Annotated in this window: 16 protein-coding genes; 1 reads left to right on the top strand and 15 read right to left on the bottom strand. The window is 38.6% G+C overall.

Translation table 11 applies throughout. From position 1 onward, the window contains the following. Window positions 1-8: 8 nt before the first annotated feature. The 15 genes from DV942_RS11295 to DV942_RS11225 form a co-directional block, all read right to left on the bottom strand. The gene (locus tag DV942_RS11295; protein ID WP_090984537.1) at window positions 9-311 is read right to left on the bottom strand and encodes an ArsR/SmtB family transcription factor; all 303 of its coding nucleotides are present in this window, start codon (window positions 309-311) and stop codon (window positions 9-11) included. 276 nt (window positions 312-587) lie between these two features. After that, a complete protein-coding gene (locus DV942_RS23475; RefSeq protein ID WP_186462473.1) occupies window positions 588-1,058 on the bottom strand; it encodes a hypothetical protein in 471 nt (156 codons plus the stop codon). 92 nt (window positions 1,059-1,150) lie between these two features. Further along, window positions 1,151-1,552, bottom strand: coding sequence for a winged helix-turn-helix transcriptional regulator (locus tag DV942_RS11285; RefSeq protein ID WP_342354910.1), 402 nt, complete (start codon window positions 1,550-1,552; stop codon window positions 1,151-1,153). Window positions 1,553-1,653: 101 nt separating this feature from the next. Further along, window positions 1,654-1,848 carry a hypothetical protein gene (locus DV942_RS11280; RefSeq protein ID WP_090984532.1) on the bottom strand — a complete coding sequence of 65 codons (195 nt, stop codon included), beginning with the start codon at window positions 1,846-1,848 and terminating at the stop codon, window positions 1,654-1,656. A 235-nt stretch (window positions 1,849-2,083) separates the two neighbouring features. Beyond that, entirely contained in the window at window positions 2,084-2,308 is a 225-nt protein-coding gene (locus DV942_RS11275) for a CDGSH iron-sulfur domain-containing protein (RefSeq protein WP_145857566.1), read from the bottom strand. 84 nt (window positions 2,309-2,392) lie between these two features. Beyond that, window positions 2,393-3,076 carry a GNAT family N-acetyltransferase gene (locus tag DV942_RS11270; protein WP_145857565.1) on the bottom strand — a complete coding sequence of 228 codons (684 nt, stop codon included), beginning with the start codon at window positions 3,074-3,076 and terminating at the stop codon, window positions 2,393-2,395. A 78-nt stretch (window positions 3,077-3,154) separates the two neighbouring features. Beyond that, complete coding sequence (locus DV942_RS11265; RefSeq protein ID WP_145857563.1) at window positions 3,155-3,937, bottom strand: alpha/beta fold hydrolase; 783 nt, start codon at window positions 3,935-3,937, stop codon at window positions 3,155-3,157. A gap of 210 nt (window positions 3,938-4,147) precedes the next feature. Then, window positions 4,148-5,053 (bottom strand): S1 family peptidase, encoded by a 906-nt coding sequence (locus DV942_RS11260; RefSeq protein ID WP_145857561.1) that lies wholly within the window; start codon window positions 5,051-5,053, stop codon window positions 4,148-4,150. A gap of 22 nt (window positions 5,054-5,075) precedes the next feature. Then, complete coding sequence (locus tag DV942_RS11255; protein WP_145857559.1) at window positions 5,076-6,182, bottom strand: thioredoxin family protein; 1,107 nt, start codon at window positions 6,180-6,182, stop codon at window positions 5,076-5,078. Further along, the gene (locus tag DV942_RS11250; protein ID WP_145857557.1) at window positions 6,179-7,552 is read right to left on the bottom strand and encodes a TlpA family protein disulfide reductase; all 1,374 of its coding nucleotides are present in this window, start codon (window positions 7,550-7,552) and stop codon (window positions 6,179-6,181) included. The genes DV942_RS11255 and DV942_RS11250 overlap by 4 nt, the downstream gene beginning before the upstream one ends. 66 nt (window positions 7,553-7,618) lie before the next feature. Continuing rightward, entirely contained in the window at window positions 7,619-8,542 is a 924-nt protein-coding gene (locus DV942_RS11245; protein WP_145857555.1) for a hypothetical protein, read from the bottom strand. A gap of 10 nt (window positions 8,543-8,552) precedes the next feature. Next, window positions 8,553-10,133 carry a RagB/SusD family nutrient uptake outer membrane protein gene (locus DV942_RS11240; RefSeq protein ID WP_145857553.1) on the bottom strand — a complete coding sequence of 527 codons (1,581 nt, stop codon included), beginning with the start codon at window positions 10,131-10,133 and terminating at the stop codon, window positions 8,553-8,555. A gap of 12 nt (window positions 10,134-10,145) precedes the next feature. Then, window positions 10,146-13,820 carry a SusC/RagA family TonB-linked outer membrane protein gene (locus DV942_RS11235; protein WP_145857551.1) on the bottom strand — a complete coding sequence of 1,225 codons (3,675 nt, stop codon included), beginning with the start codon at window positions 13,818-13,820 and terminating at the stop codon, window positions 10,146-10,148. Between the two features lie 106 nt (window positions 13,821-13,926). Beyond that, window positions 13,927-15,078, bottom strand: a complete 1,152-nt coding sequence (locus DV942_RS11230; protein ID WP_145857548.1) for a FecR family protein — start codon at window positions 15,076-15,078, stop codon at window positions 13,927-13,929. A 70-nt stretch (window positions 15,079-15,148) separates the two neighbouring features. Further along, a complete protein-coding gene (locus tag DV942_RS11225) occupies window positions 15,149-15,742 on the bottom strand; it encodes an RNA polymerase sigma factor (RefSeq protein WP_145857546.1) in 594 nt (197 codons plus the stop codon). Window positions 15,743-16,484: 742 nt separating this feature from the next. Between DV942_RS11225 and DV942_RS11220 the strand changes: the two genes are divergently transcribed. Continuing rightward, the gene (locus DV942_RS11220; protein ID WP_145857544.1) at window positions 16,485-18,410 is read left to right on the top strand and encodes a tetratricopeptide repeat-containing sensor histidine kinase; all 1,926 of its coding nucleotides are present in this window, start codon (window positions 16,485-16,487) and stop codon (window positions 18,408-18,410) included. The last annotated feature ends 7 nt before the right edge of the window (window positions 18,411-18,417 follow it).

The raw sequence follows: 18,417 nt of genomic DNA, 5'->3' as shown, positions 1-18,417 counted from the left end.
TTTTTAAATTATATTTCGGTATTAATGATATCGCTTAATTTTTTTAAGCCTTCTTTATTGCGTTTGTAATAAGTCCATTGACCCAGTCGTGTAGAACTGATTAAATCAGCACGCTGTAAGATGGACAGGTATTCTGAAATGGTGCTTTGCGACAGGCCGCTTTTCATCTGGATCTGACCAACACAAACACCAACATTTTCAAAATCGGCATTTGGCTGTTCCGGAAAATGTAACTCAGGCGCTTTTAACCAGGTTAAAATCTGTAAACGTGTTTTATTGGAAAGGGCTTTAAATATTTCTACTTGATCCATGTTGCAAATGTATATCGACTTTTTCCGATATGCCAATTAAACGGATAAAATTTACAATTGGATGTAAAACTTCTGGATAGGTAAAAACGAAGTAAGGTATTATACTAAAATGAAAGATGCTTCGCACGGCTCAGCATGACAATGAAAAATAGATATGGAAAAAAGCCAAAAAAAACGGGGATAAATCATACCGACCTATCCCCGTCATCTAAATTAACGCTCTCAGATATATAAACAACCAAAAAGGTGATTTATTGTATATGAGGTAAAATATTTTTATTTTTTTGTTGCAGGCTTTTTTGCTGCTGCTTTTGTTTTCTTTTCTGCTACTGGAATTTCTTTTGTAACCTCAGCTTTTTTCTTTGCAGGCGCTTTAGCCTTTTTAACTTCTGCTGTAGGCGTTTCAGTTGCTTCGGCTTTTTTCTTAGCCGGAGTTTTAGCTTTCTTTACTTCAGGAGCAGTTACTTCTATAGCAGGTTCTTTTTTAAGCTCTACTACTTTAGGCGTATTATTTTGTTGCAGGTAGTTGGCCAGGACCTGTTTTAAATACACCTCTGGTTTAGGCATATTGATGATGGTTCCCGGTTCTTTATCCTGAGATTGCTTAATATAAGCTGATTTAATTTTTCCCCAGTCTTTAGAGTAGAGTTTAATAAACATTTCTACAAATTGTTCGTCTGTATATTTTTTAGGCAACCTACCTAGCACTGCCTGGATTTTTTCTTCTTTTTTATGTAATACCGCCATGGATTTTATTTTGTACAAAGATAGTTGAATTTTATCATTATCTTTTTTACTCGTTCAGGCCGATAGGTGGAGATCATTGTTCATGTTTACATTTAAAGGGAAACCAGTGTTTCAGCAGTGGTATGTTCGTTTTTCCTGTTCTTAACCAGCCTTTCGCGATGTTTTAAACCCCATTCTCTTAGCTCATTAATTACCCGGTCAAGCGATTCGCTATAGGGGGTAAGCTCGTAAGTTACGGTAACAGGGGTGGTGGAAAATACTTTTCGAACCAGAAACTCATTTAACTCGAGGTCTTTGAGTTCCTTCGATAATATTTTGGGCGTAATTTCTCCAAGCGATTTCTGTATTTCATTAAATCGCTTAGGGCCATCTTGCAAAGCGATAATTAACGGAAACTTCCACTTCCCATTTAATACATATAGGGCATCTTTTACCGCATTTAAACTTGCCGTACAGGTTTCTTTGTTGCGGTGTTGTTTTCCTGGTTCCATCATGCAAATTTACAAGCTTTAATTAAGGATGTCGCTATCTTTTTGGAAATAAGTATCGTTTGGATAGTTTTAGGTGGCTGTCATGAGAACAGTATCACCAAATGTTATTTTTTCCAGCCTTTTTGCATTTTTTTGTAGGCTTTTTTGCTGATTTTCGATTTCTTTTTTGATCTCGACTTGCCTTTTTTCTTTCGGGCATTAATGTTGTTCACCAACGAGTTTTTAACGCCTAACTTATTCTTTTTTTTACCTTTCTTTTTATCCTTCTTCTTTTTGCTTTTTTTCTTTTCTTTTGCCATGATGTAGATTATTTATTCAACATAACACCAAATTGCAGAAAAATGTTCCTGTAAAAGTAGGGAGATGGTTAGCTAATGCAGGATTTTAAGATTATGTATAGCGAATTTTAATTAAAATTTTTTAAAATAAAATTACTCCTTATCGAGGAATTATACCCAGCTACAAACTGGATTTGTTGCGCCTGGAACAAAAAAGCACCAACCCGGAAAGATTGATGCTTTTAAATGCTGTTTATTAAACTTTTTTAGGTGGAAGATCAAATGCAATGGCTTCATGCTCAAAATGGCCTTTGTGGGCGCCATCGCAAAAAGGCTTGTTTTTAGATAAACCACAACGACAGATTGAAACGACTTCTCTGCCCTGCAGGTCATAAGCATTCCCGTTTTTATCTACTATCTCGAAATCGCCCTCTATTTTAACGGAGCCGTTATTGTTAATGGTAAGTTTTGTTTTTGACATGTATGTGCTAGTTTGGTACAAAACTACAGCATAGAAATGTTAGTTTTTAAGTAGTTTTCTATTTAGAAACATTCTCTTGTTGGCTTATGCTTCCTTCCTGATCACGTAGGCCATCATATCTGTTCTGATTTCAAAACCCAGTTTCTGGTAAAGTTTAATAGCGCCATCATTGTCATTTCTAACATGCAAAAAGGGTGTTTCAGCACGGAGTAATATTCTTTTGATCTGTTCCTGTAAAATTTTATAGGCATAACCTTTTCCTAAGTGATCAGGATGCGTACAAACGGCACTCACTTCCCGATAAGGGCTTGGGAAAAACCGGTGTCCGGCCATGGCAGCCAGTTTTCCTTCCGTAAATATGCCGGTGTAATTGCTCAGCTCAATGGTTCTGGCCAAAAACGGACCCGGTTTGGTCAGCTCTACCAGATTGATTATTTCTGTAACATGTTGCAGGTCGAGATCTGTTATTCCGGTTGCACCTGTTTTGGGTATTTCTTTGTTACGAAAAACAAATTGAAACATGTTAATCTGGTTCAACAATTTCCATTGTCCAGGTATTTCAACCGGAGTTGTAGAAAAAAATACGAAAAGACTTTCTGGCGGGCTGATTTTATAGAGGGTATTTAAATTCTCCTGAGAATTATCTTTTAACCCGGCAAACGCAGTAATATCTTCGATATAATATTTTACTTCATCAGTGCCTTTTGAGATATGGCTATGCCCGGATGTTAGGGCATAATAAATCGGATTATCCAATACATGTTCCATGCCGCAAAGATATCAAAAGCTAAATAAGGAGAGGGTAATTTTAGGTGCATTAAACCCAATACACTCTTAGTCACTTCATTATTGGTTTAAAAAAGTCTCTACCAGATGCGCCGTCATCGCTATCGTTTTGTCGCTTATACCAGGGTTCAGGTTTTCGCCGATCATAGCACCATGCACGCCTGGCAGAATAAGCAATTGCACGTTCGGAATCAATCTCGACATTTTAACCACATGTTCAGGTTTGATCACATCCTTATCTGCTGCCATTAAAAGTGTATCGGAGGCAATTCCCCTCAGATCATTGTCGCTGAGGTCGACAAAATCAAGCATGCGCTGTTTGTCTTTCTCAAACATGGCCTGCAATGCATCCTGATTAGGATTTACGGCTAAAAAAGCCGCTTTAAGCGGCTCTGGCATATGATCTATGGTGGCATTTTCAAGCCCATTGTAAAACCCTTCAATCAAACCTTCGCGCTGGTAGTTTGCCGAAATAACAATAATTTTATTCACCACAGCCGAATGGTGTGCTGCAATATGCAAAGTTGTTGTTCCGCCATTGCTGAAACCCAGAAAATTGGCCTTCGTTATGCTTAGCTGATGTAATAAAGTCACTACGTCTTTTGCGTCCTGCTCAAAAGATTCTGCCTGGTTGCGGTCGCTGGTACGTCCATGTGCCTGAAGTTCAATTGCTATAATCCGCCCAGATTTTGCTAAAAACGGAAGTAGTCTGCCGAAGGAGGATTGAATGGTTGAACCGCCACCATGTATCAGTACCAGTGGCATTTCGCCCTCGCCATAAATTTCATAGTACATCTTAATGCCGTTTACTTTTTCATGTCCCGCACGATGATAGGTTTCCATTGGTTTTGGTTTAAATTTTCCATACAAATTTAAAGATGTGTTGGAGAAATAAGGGATCAATTACAGACAGATTTAGGGCATTTTGAGCCCTTTGAAAATAGAGCCAACTAAAATATAGATGGATTCTATTTTTAAATTAAACAGAATGCCCGTGGTTTTTAATCACGGGCATCTGAATACTGTTAAAACTAAAAACTGTGGCAATAAATTTTAATGAGCTGATTCTGAACGAACCAGTTTCCATAGTGACTCTACGGGTACTGTATTCTTCACTACCATCTGCACACTAGGGTTCATTTCGCTATGGGTAAACATTTTGGTATTGGATACTGTACCAATCACATTTCCATAGCTATCCATTACCGGACCGCCGCTGGATCCTGTTGCATAATCTGCAGAAATAGCCATCATTTCCCTGAAAAATTTCTTGTTAATTTCACCGGCTTCCTCCATGTATTTATTGGTTACGATACCTTTGCTAAAAAAGTAATGCATGCCCTTAGGATGGCCCAAAACATACACGTCATCACCAACTTTACCAGCTTGTGCCAGTGGTAAAGCAGGAATCTTTTCTCCATCAGTTGCCAATTTAATTATTGCAAGATCATTTGTCTTGGAACAGGCGAGAACACTCTTTACTGCATAAATCTTACCGTTAGCCATCCTAACAGTAAGTCCTAGTGGCTTATTCCCATCGCTGATGTTGGCATACATGGCGGCTACATGATAATTGGTTACCACAATGCCGCTCGGATCTATAACGTATCCTGAAGATTCACTGATGTGGGAATTGCTGCATCTCGGACAAAGATAGGCAATACCTACTGTTACCGTTGCAGGTTTTGCAAGCTCATAGAGTTCGTTTCCGTCTTTTTTCCTTTTATCAGTTTTTACCAAATTTAGCGGAATAGCCTTTGTGTTTTCTGCCAATTGCGTTTTAGCATCCTCTGCGGTAACGCTTTTTACCTTTAGAAATAACGAATCTAATGACTTTTGATACGTTGCTAAAATCTTGGCATCGTCAGTAAAGGTTTGCGCATGCGTGGTACCAGCAGTAAGTAAAAATATACCTGCTGTGATGTTTATGCTCCTTTTAAGTATGTTTATTGCTAACATTTTTTTAAAATTTGTAGCCTGGTTATTTGCCTACTGTTTTCTGCATGCGTTCAGCCATTCCCTGATAATACTTAAATTCCTTTTCGTAAGTTTTCGCTACCCCACTAAAATATTCTCTTATTGCGGTTTTTTGCGTCTCATTTGCTTTAGCAGCTTGCTTCATCAAAATGCCATCTAAAATTCCCTTAAATACGTCTGTATTTGGAATGAGCGCAATATTGCGCTTATAATAAGCAATTAAGCCATCCAGGTCTTTATTGACTACGTAAAGAGCGATCCTGCCCATGTGTGATTCAGGTTTATCCTGAGGTAACTTCAACAACGCTATGGTGTAGGCAACTTCCTCCACCTCCTTAGGGGTATAGAAGATATTGTATTTGGCACCAGTTTCATTGGCAATCTGGTACATATCTTTACGGATTTTATCAAATATGATCCTGTTCGTTATTTCCGTACCCCAGTAGGCATCTATATTAGATTTCTCTAACATTATTTTTCTGAAAAAAGGGCTGCCGAATTTAGTGATGCCAAAAGCCAGTTCAAGATACTCTTTACTGAACCGCTCAAAATCCTGTGCATTGTCAAATAGTTCTTCGAGAACCGGAGAAGGATCTTTTGAATTTTGATAAAGTGCTAAAGCGTAAGGAAATCCTGTACGCATACTTTTCTTTTCTTCGTAAGCGGCTTTCAGTCCAGGTATCGAATTTTTCGGATCCAGTGCTGCCTTTACCTTGTTTACAAATTCCTCTGCCGAAGCTTTGCCCACTACACGGTTAATTTCCTGTCCCTGGAAATTCAACAATAGGAAAGTAGGATATGCGGTTACATTATATTTTTTGGCAATCTCTTTGCCTTCCCCTTTTTCCATATCAAATCTTACCGATACAAATTTCGGGTTGAAATAATCTCCCGCTATTTTTTTAGGAAACTCAGTAGCTTCCATCTCCGCACAGGGGATGCACCAGCTGGTGAAGCAATCAATCAGTATTAATTTCTCGTCGCCAGGAATTCCAGCCTTATTCATGGCGTCATTCATGGTCAGTTTTTCGAAGTTAATGCCCTGAGCATGGACCGACTTCCAGCTCAAAATGCTTAGGCAAATGGTTAAGCCTATAATTAGTTTTTTCATTTGGATTTTAGCGTTTGGGTGTTGCTTAAAGTTGATTCGATTAGTGTTTTCAATTTAGGATCTGAAGGTCGTGGTGCCTGGAAATTCACCATCTTTCCATTTTGATCAATCAGTATAAATCTTGGTATTTCTGTTACCTCATAATCGCCGATCATTGATCCTTTGTTGTTGGTAAACAAGTGAAGTCCGGATAATTTTTTCTCCTCTACCATTTTTTGCCATTTGGCTTGGTCTGTATCAATGGAAAGGCTAATAAATACAATGTTTTTGCCTTCAAATGATTTTTCCAGTTCTTCTAATGCCGGTTGTTCTTTCAAACATGGCGCACACCAGGTAGCCCACAGATCAAGCAATACCACTTTACCCAGATTGTCGGTTAAGCGACGAATTTTACCGCTCGCATCAGGATAAGCAAAATCCATCGATTGGCCACCAGGTTGTTGTAAACGGCCTCTTTTTAAGAGTAAAGCTATCTTTTCACGCTGCTCTTTAGTTTGCATAAACTGTTCGTTTCTTTCCAGGTATTGAACATAGTTTTGAGTAGCGCCTCTTTCTGCTTGTGCCAAGATGAATTTTGCTTTCAACTCTTTATTGGAAATCTCTGGAATCAGGAAGTCTGCAGCCATGCCCTGTTTTGCACCATAAATAATATGTTTTACGAAAGCGAAATAAAGCATATAGTGATAACCCATCGGTAGGTTCCAGATATTAGCATCTTCCCATTTTTCATCGTTATAAAACTTAACAAGGCTTTCAGGATATTCTTCTTTCTTTCCCATGTTCAAACCAGAAGCAGTAGGAATAATGACATCATATTTATAACTCCAGGTTAAAAAATACTTTGCCTGTTTATCAAAGGCTGCGTTTCCGGTATTAATGTTTTTAATAAACTGCTCAACCGGAAGTTTCAACGAATCAATTATTTTATTATAACCCTCAGAAGGCAATTTATAACCTTCTTTGGTGTAACCATAAGTTCTTAATGGCTTTATCATTTTATACCAGTCAGCGAATACCTGGTTTTCTTTATTTACATTTCCTGAGTAAACAATTTGTCCGTCACCAGCATCAACATTAAGTTCCTCACCAGGTTTTAAATAAACCGCATATTGTTCATCATACAAACCTACGTAACGGATTGTATTTAAATCTTCTTTCTTCACCTCTCCAAGGAAGATCTGATCCTGTCTGCTTTTTACCATCGGTAAAATAACCTCAATTTCACCTTCTTTAGGCTTGGAAAAGAGTACTTCCTGTGCTTCCTTACCATTTGGTAACAGCTTATGGAATTTTCCTTTAATAACTGCAGTTTGCGACCACGACGAGGCAGATATGGCTAGCATCGCAGAAAAAATTAGTGTTTTTTTCATTATAGTTTGTTATTGTTTAAAAGTTAGCAGGCTGAAAATACCTGCTAACGGTGTTTGTGTATTGTATTAATTATTTATTCCCATATCATTTAAAATTTGGCGGATGTAGCCATATTTCAAAAGAATATTAGGGTATGCAGCATATTTTTGTTTAAACTGTGCATCTGTATTTACCAGGGCAGCTTCCAGGTACATGCTTACATCCAACCAGGTTGATATCGGTGCCGATGAAGTAATTCTGGTATCTGGCCCAAGAAAACCGATTGCCTGATAGGTGTAAGGCATGCCAGCCGGTAAACCCACAATATAACTGGCACTTAGGTAGAAAGCATTTAATCCATAAGCATCGCGTCCGCTTACAAATTTTCTGGAAACAGCATAAAACTTATCCAGGATACTGGCATACTTCGCATCTAAAACGGTATTGGTAAGCATCGACCGTAATATGGCGCCTTTGTAATCAGCCTTGGTTGTTTCACTCATGGCTGGGATTTTCGAAATCTGTGCAATAACCACAGTATTAAATCCTTTATAAGAATAGGTTCCGAAAGCGTTCGTATTCATGTTCTCCACTAAAAGAATACTTGGAATATGGATCTTATTCTTAACTACCGGCATAATCTCGGTCCTTAGAAATGTAAGTGCATTTGGCACATCTGCCTTATTGCAATAGGTAAAGGATTGCACTGCAGGAGGCGGACCACTCGGTATGCCACCAAGAGAATAACTCAAAGATAAAACCTCATAGTAGGTATAGGCTTTGCCGAAAACATCCACGCGCTTTTGCGAACCAATAGTATCGTTAACGAATACGGGAATGCCCGTTTCCTGATAAAACTGATAATTGGCATGTATGGTCGGATCATTGGGGTTATCTTCCATGGCCAACCAGTTTTTATCATAATCCGGAAATTCGGTAAAAGGTTCTTTTCTGCAGGAAACCAGCGTAAGCGTGAAGCACGCTGCTGCAACAAATAAAATATTTCTCATTTTGATCAGTTTAAGGTTGAACATTACGAACACTGCGAATGGGGTTGGTTAGCGATCCCCTGTTAAATTCTATAGCATAATTAGGGATGGGTACCTGCCAGCTTGCTGCATCCTGAGCTATGGAATTTAAAACATAATTTCCTGCACGGGTATAAGTATTGGTTTGTGCATCATAGGTATAAGTTGGATGCTTGATGGTAAAACCTGAACCAAGTGGATATTTCGAATTTACCTGGTATCGCCTCAGATCAAACCAGCGATGACCTTCGAAGCAAAATTCACGTCTACGTTCATCGCGGATAAAATTAACCAATGCCTGGTTAGATGTGGGTTGCTGGCTACCTCCGTTATTAAAGCGCATCGCCTGCAGTTTTTGGATTTCACTCCATGCTTCACCGTCAGCACCAAGCATGGCTTGCGCTTCTGCCCGGTTAAGCAACATTTCAGGCAAACGGAAAGAAAATATACACGATACTTGCTCCGGGTCATTGTAGGTTCGCCAGGTACGCCATTTAGCCGGAAGAAATGCTTTGCTTTTGGACGATAGCGTAAAACAGGCATTTAAGCGGAGATCATTATTGTTATAACTCTGTATTAAGTTATCAGAGGCCTTAAAGCTAGATGCAAGACGATTTACAGGCGCATAAGATGCTAAAGAATCATTAGGAAAAACCACAGGGATTGAATTTGTTCCCATAGTAAATATGGTTTCTGTAGAACTGCGGTAAGTAAAGTTAGTGTTGGCTACATAACGCTTTAAATCAACAATACTGTAACCCATGTTTTCATAACCGTTAGTGACCTGCACTACCTTATCGTATTGTTCCGTAAATAGATATACGCGGCTTTGTAAACACTTAACCGCAGCAATACCTACTCTGATTTTAGTTGTAGGATTGTAGCCTTGAAGGAAATTTGCAGCCTGATCAAGATCTGCAATAATCTGGTTATACACGGTCTCATTATTTGTCCTTTTGAAATAGTTATCTTCTACTTTCTCTGAAATTTTTAATGGCACACCTTCATCGGTAGCAGCGCTTGCCTTACGATAAGGAGATCCGTAAATATTTTGAAGTAAAAAGTAATAATAAGCACGTAGAAAATAAGCTTCTCCTTGTAAATGCCGGAGGTCAGCATCGGCCGGATTTTTTGTAGCAATTTCTGAAGCCTGATAAATTAATGCGTTAATCGCACCAATACGTTTGTAAACCTTCTTCCACATCACATCATTCCAGGCCAGGCCAAGGATGTTGACTGCCGGATACTGTGTCCAGTTGTGAAATCCAGAAAGGATGTTAAGCGGCGTAGACTGATCTCTGTCAGCAGCGCCAAGTACGAATGCTTCAGTGTCATCATCCATCACATGGAGCCATGGGGCAGAAAAGTCGGTCTCAGACGCAATATTTCCCATGGTTGCCGGATTGTATAACGAAATACCGTACACATTATTCATGAAAGCTTCAGCAATCATTACCTTATTCACGTCACTGGTAGTTTCCAGGTATTTTTGATCTGTAGAATATTCTTCCAAAAACTTGCTGCAAGAGCTAAGAAGCAAAAGGCAAGCTAAAAGGGTTAAAAGATATTTCATAGCTTATTTTATTTAAAATGAAACATTTAGACTTAGTGAATAGGTTGGTCTGACCGTTAAATTGATGTTTGGCGTAGAACCTGATTGAGTAGGGTCTTGTCCCTTTAGCATTTTGTTGCTAATGGTAAATAAATTGGTCCCGGTGAGACTAACATATGCTGAACTCAGTTTCAATTTACGTGTTAAAGATTCGGAGAGATTATAGCGGAAAGATGCCGATTGTAATTTTAGATAATCTCCACTCACCAATCTGATATCGGAGTTATCATACATATCATAAGCACTGCCACCTAATTCAAGACTGCTTACCGGATAGTTTGACCACCAAGGATTGATGCCATTAATAGCTACCTGAAGACCTGGGATATTAGTATAGTTTTCATCTCCTGGTCTGCGCCAGCGATCTACAAATTCTTTACGCAGATTTTGCTGTGGGTATGCACTTGTGCTGGCGTAACCCGAAGCAATTTTCATTAATCTGATTTTATTACCTAAAGAATAGGAAAGGTTAAATGATAATCCAAAATTCCTGTACCCAAAGTAATTGGATAAGCCACCCTGAATAAATGGTTCACGACGGCCCGATTCACTCATAATCTCCAGATAAACATCCTGCCTATCCATATTTAAATAGCGTTTCTGGTAGGCTGCCGAATTTTCATTCTCTAAACCATAAAAAATTGGGGAGCCATCAACCGGGCTTAAGCCTTTAAATTTGTAAGAATAAAAGGTATTGATCGGTTTACCAGCGAGCTGGACATTACCACTTAAGTAATTGGAGTAGTTGATATTGTCGATAAGTACATTATTTCTGTTATTGATGGCCTGGTTAATCAGTTTATTCAATACCTGACCCAATTGTGGATCAAAGCGCCAAACAAAACCCCGTTTAGACTTATCCATACCCACATTATTAATGGCTGTAACACTTAAAGCAACTTCCACACCTTTATTCTCTATAGTGCCGCTATTGATGATGTAAGATTGAACACCATTAATTTCAGACACGATTTTACTCAGGAATGCGTCTTCAGTTCTCTTATAAAAATAACCGACTGATCCGGTTACTTTATTGCCAAACAAAGAAAAATCCATGGCGATATTGGATGATGAAGTACGCTCCCATCTTAAATCTGGATTTGGAAAGTTTACAATATTTGCGGATGTAGAGTTGTAATAAGGATCAGTAGAAAGATTTTGTCTGATAATCATATAAGGCGACTGCCCGGGAAGCATATTTCCTTGCCATCCCCATGAAGCCTTTAAAGCCAGGTCACTGATCCATGAAGTATTTCTGGCAACATCATCTTTCATATTCCACCTGCCAGAAAAAGCGTAGATAGGTAGCAAATTATTATTTGAACGCGTTCCAAACAGGTTGGATTGTTCACCGCGAATGTGAAAATTGAAAATATATTTATTACGGTAAGAATAACCCGTGGTACCATACCAGGCAAATTCATTGGTCAACTGGCGGTTGAATGCCCCTAAAGCGCGCTTATCAGACATCCATTGGTTGTAGTAGCCTGAATAAGTGGTTGGCACGACATCAAAATAACCGCCCATCTCCGGGAAATAACCTCTTCTGGTAATGTCAAAGCCATTGTATTCATTCGATTTTATTTCTGTACCGCCTGAAATGGTAAGGGAATGTCTATTTTCTGCACCAAATGTAGTGGCATAGTTCGCCTGTAAACGGCCGGTATAATTATTATTACGAACTTCTTTTTTTGTCCATTCGCCTCCTACCGGGGCTAAATCAGACCTAAAGCTGTAGTCTTGCCTAAGTTTGGCAATGTAATAGGAGTCTTTTGTATAGTAAATTTGCTGATCGTTATTACTGATCCCATATGCAAAAGTACCTTCAACATTAAATTTTGGTGTAATTTTTAATCTTAATAATGCCTTTAAGTTACTTGCAAGCAAATCAGTATGGTCAGCACTGTATTCTCTATCCTTTAGGATATTATAATTGAAAAGCTGGGTGGCTGGGGTGGTAACCGGGTAATAAAAATAGCTGCCATCAGGATTGTAAGCAGGCAACGTTCTGCTGGTATTATAGGCATAGTTCATGATACCTAAATCAGAAGGTGTATAATTCCTGGATGAATAGTTGCCCGTAAAGCTTACTTGAGCCAGAAAATTATCATAATCAGCGGTAACGTTTACTACTGATGAATAACGCTTATTATATTCTCCTTTAATGGTTCCATTTTCATTTAGATAACCCAAAGAAGAATAAAACTTAATACGGTTAGAACCTCCGGATAAGGTTACAGTATGACTTTGAGAGTAGGAATCCTGAGTAATCAAGCCCAGCCAGTCTGTATTTACATTGGCATAATAGTCACTTTGGCGTTTAAACTCATCGTAACCAATGGTTCCTTTGTAATATTGCTGAAGGGCATTCTCATAACCTGAAAACTGGGTTACATTGTTGTATTGCATTCTTCGCTCTACCATTTCCTTCGATACATCCATTCGTTCCTCAGAATTCATCATGTTCATGTTTCTGTCTGAATAGCGCGGGCGCCTGTTAAAGGTAACATTGGTTGAATACGAAATAGTTGGTTTACCAGGTTTGCCTTTTTTTGTAGTAATTACAATTACACCATTACCTGCTTTTGCACCATATAAAGCGGTAGCAGAAGCATCTTTAAGTACATCGATCTGATCAATATCTTCAGGATTTAATCCTGCAATGGCATTACCCAATAAGTTTACAAAGTCAAGGTCATTGATAGATTGCGGATTAACATTCACGGGATCCTGAAGTACAATCCCATCTAACACCCATAAGGGTTCACGGTTACCTAAAATGGTAGATGTTCCACGGATTCTAAGTTTAGGTGCAGCACCAACCTGTCCTGAGTTTTGCATCGAAATTAAACCCGGTATTCTACCCTCCAATAATTTATCAATGGTATTCACACCAGGTGTAAGAAGATCTTCAGCTTTGACAGTATAGACTGAACTGGTTAACTGACGGCTATCTATTTCCTCATAACCTGTCCTTACCAGGATGTCTTTCAGATCGGATGCGGAGATTTTAAGCGAAACGACACGTGCCCTTTGCGCAGGAATTTCCAAATGATAATAGCCCAGGTGATTAATTTCAAGCACGCCCGTTGCATATTGGGCCGGAATGGTAAAATGACCGCTTTTATCTGTTTGAGTAGAGAACTTTGTTCCCTTAACCCTCACAGTAACACCATCCATCGGCTTACCGTCTTCGTTGGTTACATTTCCATTTACCGGGCTGTTCAAACCATTATTATTAGCTCCATTAGCCACGTTTGCTTTCTTTTCCGTAATAATGATGATCCGGTCTTTGATTTCATAATCAAGATCCTGACCCGCAAATAACTTTTTTAATGCGCTGTTTAGGGGCTCTTTAACAAGTTTTAATGTAACTGGTTTTGCTTTTTTAAGGATAAGGTCGTTATAGGTAAAATCATACTTGGTTTGCTTTCTTATTTCTGTTGTTGCTCTGACAATCGATGCATTTTTAAGATCAAAGGTTACGGTTTGTGCATGCGATTTATTTGAAAATGAAAGTGCCAATACAAAAAGTAAAAGGATGATCCACCGAAAAGAGAACTGCGAATCGGTATTAGTGGCTCCGCCATTAATTTGATGACCGGGCATACGCCCGCTATACTCCTTAGAAAAAAGGAAATCATTCATATTGTGATTAGTTTGTTGGTTAGTTAGTGGTTGTTGATTGGTTTATAGGTAGGAGGCGACGGTATGGATTAGTTTTGTCCTTACCATGTTTTGCCTTACTAGTAAATTATTTAGTCAATTTCATCCTCCTTCCTTCGATACTGAATTTTAAATTGGTAATTTTTTCAATCGCCGACAGTACCGCTGATAATGGTCTGTCGCGTTGAATGGAGGCATGAATTTGAATATCTTCAGGTATACCGCTGTAATCTATATCCAGGTTGTACCAGCGTTCGATCTGGCGAAGTACCTCGGTAATTGGAGTAGCTTTAAATATAAATTCCCCATCTTTCCAGGCTGTATAAAAACTAGCATCAACAGGAGTAATCCGAAAAGCATTTTGGTTCAATACCGATTGTTCTCCAGGATTCAAATAAGCTGGTTCTGAAATATCAGGGCTGTTGAGTTGTACCCGGCCATGGACAAGCGTGGTAACCGTTACCCCTTCATTTTGATAGGCATTAACGTTAAAGGCTGTTCCCAAAACTTTTATTTCCTGCGACTGGGTTTTTACGATGAACGGTTTTTGAGCATTATGGGCAACCTCGAAGTAAGCTTCACCCATCACCATCACTCTTCTTTCTTTTCCTGTAAATGCGCTGGGATAAGATATCGATGAAGCCGCGTTCAGCCATACTTTGGTACCATCTGCTAAAGTAATTCTGTATTGCCCTCCTTTTGGGGTAGATAAAGTAAAATTCTGAATCTGATCTTCTTTTTCAAGCAATGCTCCATCTTTGTAGCGGATCGTATTTTCATCATTGATAATCTCCTGCTTACTGCCATCTAACTGATAGATTTTCCCATTTGCAGCCTGTAAGGTTGCCCGGTGCGTACCTGGAAGTATGTCATGTGCAATATCTTTTCGAAGAGTATCTTTAAGATAAATGGATTTGTAAATAAAAAATGTAGAGCATAAAAAAATCAAGATGGCTGCTGCTGCGGCTATATATTGTAAAGAAGAGAACAATTTTCGCTGCTTGGGCTGAACCTTTTCTATTTCCTGAGCGATTGCATTCCAGGCTAAATCGCCAATAGCTTTAGATTTTGGATGAACAGCGTGAGATGCTGAATCAAAGTATCCGTTAACTACAGCATCAAACTGTAATTCATCTTCATTATTTTGAAGATGTTCGTTAAGCTCTGCCAATTCATCCTGTGTGATGATATTGTTTAAGTACTGATCAAATAAAAACTTAATTCTGTTTGGTTTGCTCATGGTAAACTAGGGAAAAAAGCATCCCTTTTTAATAGAATACACATGAAAAAGAAAAAATAGCACCTCTTGGTTAATTATTTTTTAATATGGTGGGTAGCAGGAGGATAAATAGCTCAAATGACCTTGATTTCAGTACTGCTTTTAACTGTTTGTTGGCTTTTTGGATATGATGATTAATAGCAGAAAGGCTGATATTTAACTTTTCACTGATTTCCTGATAACTGAGCCCTTCCAGTTTATGTAAGGTGTAAACTTCCCGCTGCCTTTCGGTAAGCTGATCCATAGCCTGATCTAGAATAGCCTTGGCTTGCTCTGCATCTTCGTCTTCTTCCATAGGATGATAAACTCCTTCCTTGCCCACCTCATCGCGCATGAGCTGATCGTAAACGTTTTTCCGGATCATATTTTTAGAAAGGTTTGTAGCAATCTTATACAGGAATGCACCAAAACTCAGTTCCGTATCGATCATTTCCCGGTTGATCCAGATTTTTAGGAATACATCCTGTAAGATATCCTGGGCTAACTCTTCAGATTTTAACAGATAAATCATTTTACTGGCAAGTTTGCCCGAATACACCTCATACAATTGTTTAAAGGCGATCTTATCTCCACGCTTTAATTCAATTAATAATGCCTTTTCGTCAATAATGGGTATAGACTTCACTTAACCATTCTCGTTTAGTTATACTAATTTATATAAAAACTGGTTTGTAACAACATTTTTTTGAATATAGTGCTTATTTAGCCTATAAAATTGATGAGAAACAGTTAGATTTTCGATCGGTTTTGCATTTATTGAGTCTTTCCTGATAACCATATTTAAAAACCAGGTAAAAGCACGAATTGTTACTAAAATTCTAGTTCATAAGCCAGGGAAATCGCTTTTAACTTTTCTCTGTTCGTTCTGGCTCTTTCTGCACATGCCAAAGCGTTATGTTTGCCACGGAAGCACAAAAAACCCGAAATTTTAATCTCCTCCGTGATTTCTGTGGCTAATTAATTTTTGCAAGTCTTTTAAAAGCAATATTCCTGTTTCATAAGCTTGTTATTAGCAGAATTTGTAAGAGCATATTTGCAGCATCTCGGCCATATATTAAATTTTGCGCGTTAATTCTGGTTATTCCGGATGGTTAAAAATATCTGAAAGAGAGGGGACTTCATTCTTCTAAAATAATTTAATCAGAAAAGCCTGAATAGAAACAGGACTAATCTATATGCGGTAAATTTTCATTCCATATCATCATAGTATGATCTTCCAGCTTTTACCCCTTATCGAATAAGTAGCGTTTATCAACGGATATAACCTCAAAGTTCCCGAATATCGATATAGGTTTCTCCGCTAAGCGTGCGATTGATATATTTAGGCTTTAATTCTAGGAGAAATAATTAATTATCAATTAAGCAACATGAATCTTTTTTTTCAGTTCCGCTTTATTCCTGTTTTTATGCTTTTCATGCTCTGGCTGGTTTCGTGCAAGCAAAAGCCTGCGGCAACTGGAACTGGTCAATCGGTATCTGTTCAAGCGCAATCTGCAGCTGATATGATTTCGTTTGTCATTTCTTTAGATACCCTTGCGGGATCTAACAAGCTAAAGCTGGCCATCAATCGACAGGATAGTATACTGTCTTTAACACCAGAAAAGGAAAAAAATCCTTTCTACCATTATTTTAGGGCAAGAAAATTTTCGCTTGCAAAGAAAAAGGATAGTGCGCTGGCAGCTTATCAGCAAATGAAGGGGTACCACAAAAATGATGATATTGAACTGTTAAAGGAAAATGCAATTATTTTGAATACCATAGCCAGCGGATCAATTGTAGAAGCCCGGCTCATGAACCGCATATTATCTGGTTTAAAAACCGTTGAAATGCAGAAGAGCCGTTTAACCTACCGTTATTATGATTTAATTGCACAGGCCTATTATCAGAACGATAACGAACAAAAATCATTGGAATACGCCGCCAGGTATTTTGCGGCTCATCCTTTTAAAAATCATCCCGTTATTAAACAACGGTATTTTGATATCTCTTTTCTACTGGCGTCGAGAATGGGCGATCTGAACAAAATGTTGTACTACAACAACCAGGCGCGTATACTGGCTGTTGATATCAAAGATAGCCTTGCGCTGGCGCGCACCTATGATAATGAGGCACAGATTTACAGTAAACAGATGAAGCCGGCTAAGGCGCTGGAGTCAAGTCGCATATACTTTCATTTTTTGAAAAAGACAAATAACCTCAATGATATTGCATACAATAATCTGGCTACTTCCTTTATACGAAACGCCCAGCCAGATTCTGCTATTTTTTATTACCGCGCCGGGATGGAAATGGAAAAAAAAGATCCTTCCGGCAAGCGTAAAACCTCTCCCTACATGGGCCTGATCGATGCTTATAAGTTAAAAGGCGATTATAAATCGGCACTGGCAGCTGCCGAGTCCCTTTATAAAACTGAAATCAGGAACAATAAAGCCATAGAGGCCGCAAGAATAGCCGAATTGCATGAAAAATATGAGGTAGAAAAAAAAGACCGGAGCATAAATGAGCTCAACAGCCGTAATCAACTAAACGAAAAACTGATTAATCAACAACGCTGGTTAATGTTTATGGTATTGGTTATTTCAATGGCTGCTGTGTCGCTGTTCATCATCGTTTATCGCCAGCTTCGGTTAAAGGATAAGAACAAACTTCTTGCAGCCGATAACCAGCGTTTGGTTATGGAACAGAAGTTACTGCAGGTACAGCTTAATCCACACTTTATATTTAATGCCATTTCCAATCTGCAAGGCCTGATTTCATCTGGAAATACATCTGAATCTGTAAGGTATTTAAAATCTTTTTCAGGTTTATTAAGGGCAATTCTTGAACAAAACAGGAAGGATTTTATTGCCATTGAGGAGGAAATATCTTCGCTAAATAATTATCTCTTATTACAGCAGATGCGTTATGCCGATACTTTTACGTATCTGATCTCGGTTTCGAAAGAGATTGATGCACAGGCCACACTTATTCCTCCTATGCTTATCCAGCCTTTTGTCGAGAATTCGATTGAACATGGATTTAGGAACATCCCTTATAAAGGGCTGCTTAAAATTTCTTTTTATCAGCAAAACAATCAGCTTGAAATAACGATAGATGACAATGGCTGTGGCTTAAATAATAAGTCAACTGGCAATCAGCAAAAACAATCTTTGGCGCAAACCATTCTGAACGAGCGGTTCGAGGCATTGTTTTGCCGTTTTAGTCAAAATGCCAGTTTTACGCTTACCGACAAAAAAGATACGGGCGAGCGTGGTGTGCTGGTCAAAATCAATATCCCGATTATTAACGATTAATTTACAT

It is taken from the genome of Pedobacter suwonensis (assembly GCF_007833675.1).
In the GTDB taxonomy this organism is placed as follows: domain Bacteria; phylum Bacteroidota; class Bacteroidia; order Sphingobacteriales; family Sphingobacteriaceae; genus Pedobacter; species Pedobacter suwonensis.
Note: the sequence above shows the minus strand (reverse complement) of the source record. Positions and strands in the feature narration are given on the sequence as shown.